General features: G+C 52.4%; 2 rRNA genes. Both read left to right on the plus strand.

Annotated features, from left to right (window positions below):
* The first annotated feature begins 206 nt into the window (after positions 1-206).
* Positions 207-1,735, plus strand: a 16S ribosomal RNA gene (locus HMPREF2682_RS00005).
* A gap of 304 nt (positions 1,736-2,039) precedes the next feature.
* Positions 2,040-5,130, plus strand: a 23S ribosomal RNA gene (locus HMPREF2682_RS00010).
* The 16S and 23S rRNA genes sit together here, the layout of an rRNA operon.
* Positions 5,131-5,176: the final 46 nt, after the last annotated feature.

A 5,176-nucleotide genomic window follows, 5' to 3' on the forward strand; every position in this document is an offset into this window, starting at 1 on the left:
AGGTGTTGAATCGGTGTGTTGCTTGAGAACTCAATAGTGTGCTTTGTTCAATAAAATCACCGAATGGTGATGGAAACTGAAACTAATACCAAATATTTATTTATATTTGATAATCATCAAATGGTTTCAAATTTAGTCAGCTTGAGTCACGCACCCCCGTGTGTGATTCGCTGTTTGAGATCAGATTATCAAGCTTTTCTATTTTTTCAACGGAGAGTTTGATTCTGGCTCAGGACGAACGCTGGCGGCGTGCTTAACACATGCAAGTCGAACGATGAAGCCTAGCTTGCTAGGTGGATTAGTGGCGAACGGGTGAGTAATACGTGAGTAACCTACCTTTAACTCTGGGATAAGCCCGGGAAACTGGGTCTAATACCGGATACGACCAATCTCCGCATGGGGTGTTGGTGGAAAGCGTTATGTAGTGGTTATAGATGGGCTCACGGCCTATCAGCTTGTTGGTGAGGTAACGGCTCACCAAGGCGACGACGGGTAGCCGGCCTGAGAGGGTGACCGGCCACACTGGGACTGAGACACGGCCCAGACTCCTACGGGAGGCAGCAGTGGGGAATATTGCACAATGGGCGCAAGCCTGATGCAGCGACGCCGCGTGAGGGATGACGGCCTTCGGGTTGTAAACCTCTGTTAGCAGGGAAGAAGAGAGATTGACGGTACCTGCAGAGAAAGCGCCGGCTAACTACGTGCCAGCAGCCGCGGTAATACGTAGGGCGCGAGCGTTGTCCGGAATTATTGGGCGTAAAGAGCTTGTAGGCGGTTTGTCGCGTCTGCTGTGAAAGGCCGGGGCTTAACCCCGTGTATTGCAGTGGGTACGGGCAGACTAGAGTGCAGTAGGGGAGACTGGAATTCCTGGTGTAGCGGTGGAATGCGCAGATATCAGGAGGAACACCGATGGCGAAGGCAGGTCTCTGGGCTGTAACTGACGCTGAGAAGCGAAAGCATGGGGAGCGAACAGGATTAGATACCCTGGTAGTCCATGCCGTAAACGTTGGGCACTAGGTGTGGGGGACATTCCACGTTTTCCGCGCCGTAGCTAACGCATTAAGTGCCCCGCCTGGGGAGTACGGCCGCAAGGCTAAAACTCAAAGAAATTGACGGGGGCCCGCACAAGCGGCGGAGCATGCGGATTAATTCGATGCAACGCGAAGAACCTTACCAAGGCTTGACATATACTGGACCGCATCAGAGATGGTGTTTCCCTTCGGGGCTGGTATACAGGTGGTGCATGGTTGTCGTCAGCTCGTGTCGTGAGATGTTGGGTTAAGTCCCGCAACGAGCGCAACCCTCGTTCTATGTTGCCAGCACGTTATGGTGGGGACTCATAGGAGACTGCCGGGGTCAACTCGGAGGAAGGTGGGGATGACGTCAAATCATCATGCCCCTTATGTCTTGGGCTTCACGCATGCTACAATGGCCGGTACAGAGGGTTGCGATACTGTGAGGTGGAGCTAATCCCTAAAAGCCGGTCTCAGTTCGGATTGGGGTCTGCAACTCGACCCCATGAAGTCGGAGTCGCTAGTAATCGCAGATCAGCAACGCTGCGGTGAATACGTTCCCGGGCCTTGTACACACCGCCCGTCAAGTCACGAAAGTTGGTAACACCCAAAGCCGGTGGCCTAACCCTTTTGGGAGGGAGCCGTCTAAGGTGGGATTGGCGATTGGGACTAAGTCGTAACAAGGTAGCCGTACCGGAAGGTGCGGCTGGATCACCTCCTTTCTAAGGAGCACATTTAGTTGGCCATGCTGTCCGCGAGTGTCGGGTGGGTGGTTTTGCTCATGGGTGGAATGTTGGTTTTGGGTTGGATGAGGCGCATTGTTGGGTTTTGGGGTAACACATTGTGTGTTGTTCCTTTGTTTGCCTGGCATGGTGATGATGCAAAAGTGTTTTGTGTTGTTGTTGTGTTGTGGGTTGTTGTTTGAGAACTATATAGTGGACGCGAGCATCTTCTGGAATTTGCGTTGAATCAATGCTTTGGTGTTGGTTTGATTGTTGATTTTAGATTCTTATTTTTCTTGATTGTGTGTAAGTTATTAAGGGCACACGGTGGATGCCTTGGCACTAAGAGCCGATGAAGGACGTGTGAATCTGCGATAAGCCTCGGGGAGCCGATAACTGGGCTGTGATCCGAGGATTTCCGAATGGGGAAACCTGGCTCATCTTCATGGTGAGTTACCGCCAGCTGAATGTATAGGCTGGTTGGGGGGAACGCGGGGAAGTGAAACATCTCAGTACCCGCAGGAAGAGAAAATAAAGTAATGATTCTGTGAGTAGTGGCGAGCGAAAGCGGAAGAGACTAAACCTGTGGTGTGTGATAGCGGTTAGGCGTTGCATCATGGGGGTTGTGGGAGTCACAGTGGCAGTTCTAACTGGCTGCCGGCATGATGTTCAGGATGGTAGGTGAACGACTTGGAATGGTCGGCCGTAGAGGGTGAGAGTCCCGTAATCGAAATTGTTCTGTCCGTGGTGTGGCCACCCGAGTAGCACGGGGCTCGTGGAATCTCGTGTGAATCTGCCAGGACCACCTGGTAAGTCTAAATACTTCTTAGTGACCGATAGTGAATCAGTACCGTGAGGGAATGGTGAAAAGTACCCCGGGAGGGGAGTGAAATAGTACCTGAAACCGTGTGCTTACAAGCCGTTGGAGCCTTTTGGGGTGACAGCGTGCCTTTTGAAGAATGAGCCTGCGAGTTAGTGTTATGTCGCGAGGTTAACCCGTGTGGGGTATCCGTAGCGAAAGCGAGTCTGAATAGGGCGTTTGAGTGGCATGACCTAGACCCGAAGCGGAGTGATCTATCCATGGCCAGGTTGAAGCGACGGTAAGACGTCGTGGAGGACCGAACCCACTTCAGTTGAAAATGGAGGGGATGAGCTGTGGATAGGGGTGAAAGGCCAATCAAACTCTGTGATAGCTGGTTCTCCCCGAAATGCATTTAGGTGCAGCGTTACGTGTTTCTTGCCGGAGGTAGAGCTACTGGATGGCCGATGGGCCTTCACGGGTTACTGACGTCAGCTAAACTCCGAATGCCGGTAAGTGAGAGCGTAGCAGTGAGACAGTGGGGGATAAGCTTCATTGTCGAGAGGGAAACAGCCCAGACCACCAACTAAGGCCCCTAAGCGTGTGCTAAGTGGGAAAGGATGTGGAGTTGCTTAGACAACCAGGAGGTTGGCTTAGAAGCAGCCATCCTTGAAAGAGTGCGTAACAGCTCACTGGTCAAGTGATTCTGCGCCGATAATGTAGCGGGGCTCAAGTACACCGCCGAAGTTGTGGCAATGATCTTTTTTGGATTGTTGGGTAGGGGAGCGTCGTGTAGCCGGTGAAGCTGCGGTGTAAACCAGTGGTGGAGGCTATGCGAGTGAGAATGCAGGCATGAGTAGCGAAAGATGAGTGAGAAACTCATCCGCCGGATGATCAAGGGTTCCAGGGTCAAGTTAATCTGCCCTGGGTTAGTCGGGGCCTAAGGCGAGGCCGACAGGCGTAGTCGATGGATAACGGGTTGATATTCCCGTACCGGTGAAAAACCGCCCATACTGATATTGTGATGCTAACCATGCGAAGCATGATGTGCAGGCTTTTGTTTGTGTGTTGTGTGGGTTGTGGGACCCGATCTTTGGAGGTAAACGTATTAACAGGTGTGACGCAGGAAGGTAGCCAAGCCACGCGATGGTTGTCGTGGTCTAAGCGTGTAGGGTTGTCGGTTGTTAAATGCGCCGGCTGTGTGCCTGAGACGTGATGGGACCCCGTTTTTGGGGGATTTGGTGATCCTATGCTGCCGAGAAAAGCATCGGCGTGAGGTTTTAGCCGCCCGTACCCTAAACCGACACAGGTGATCAGGTAGAGAATACTAAGGCGATCGAGAGAATCATGGTTAAGGAACTCGGCAAAATGCCCCCGTAACTTCGGGAGAAGGGGGACCTTGAGCGTGATGGGCACTTGCTGCCTGGAGCGTGTATGGGTCGCAGAGACCAGGGGGAAGCGACTGTTTATCAAAAACACAGGTCCGTGCGAAGTCGTAAGACGATGTATACGGACTGACTCCTGCCCGGTGCTGGAAGGTTAAGAGGATTGGTTAGCTCTTTTGAGCGAAGCTGAGAATTTAAGCCCCAGTAAACGGCGGTGGTAACTATAACCATCCTAAGGTAGCGAAATTCCTTGTCGGGTAAGTTCCGACCTGCACGAATGGAGTAACGACTTCCCTACTGTCTCAACCATGAACTCGGCGAAATTGCAGTACGAGTAAAGATGCTCGTTTCGCGCAGCAGGACGGAAAGACCCCGTGACCTTTACTATAGTTTGGTATTGGTGTTTGGTTTGGCTTGTGTAGGATAGGTGGGAGACTGTGAAGCATGGACGCTAGTTTGTGTGGAGTCGTTGTTGAAATACCACTCTGGTCAATCTGGATGTCTAACTTCGGGCCATGATCTGGTTCAGGGACAGTGCCTGATGGGTAGTTTAACTGGGGCGGTTGCCTCCTAAAGTGTAACGGAGGCGCCCAAAGGTTCCCTCAGCCTGGTTGGCAATCAGGTGTTGAGTGTAAGTGCACAAGGGAGCTTGACTGTGAGACTGGCAGGTCGAGCAGGGACGAAAGTCGGGACTAGTGATCCGGCGGTACGTTGTGGAACGGCCGTCGCTCAACGGATAAAAGGTACCTCGGGGATAACAGGCTGATCTTGCCCAAGAGTCCATATCGACGGCATGGTTTGGCACCTCGATGTCGGCTCGTCGCATCCTGGGGCTGGAGTCGGTCCCAAGGGTTGGGCTGTTCGCCCATTAAAGCGGTACGCGAGCTGGGTTCAGAACGTCGTGAGACAGTTCGGTCCCTATCCGCTGCGCGCGTTGGAAATTTGAGAAAGGCTGTCCTTAGTACGAGAGGACCGGGACGGACGAACCTCTGGTATGTCAGTTGTACCGCCAGGTGCATGGCTGATTGGCTACGTTCGGGAGGGATAACCGCTGAAAGCATCTAAGCGGGAAGCCTGTTTCGAGATGAGATTTCCTGGCACTTTGGTGTGTGAGGCTCCTTATAGATGATGAGGTTGATAGGCCGGGTATGGAAGCGGGGACTGAAGACTCGTGGAGTTGACTGGTACTAATAGGCCGAAGGCTTACTTTTCAGGAAGTTTTGTGTTGTTTGCGTTCACTGTATGGTTTTTGGATAA

Origin of the sequence: Rothia sp. HMSC061D12, assembly GCF_001836735.1 — a bacterium.
GTDB lineage: Bacteria > Actinomycetota > Actinomycetes > Actinomycetales > Micrococcaceae > Rothia.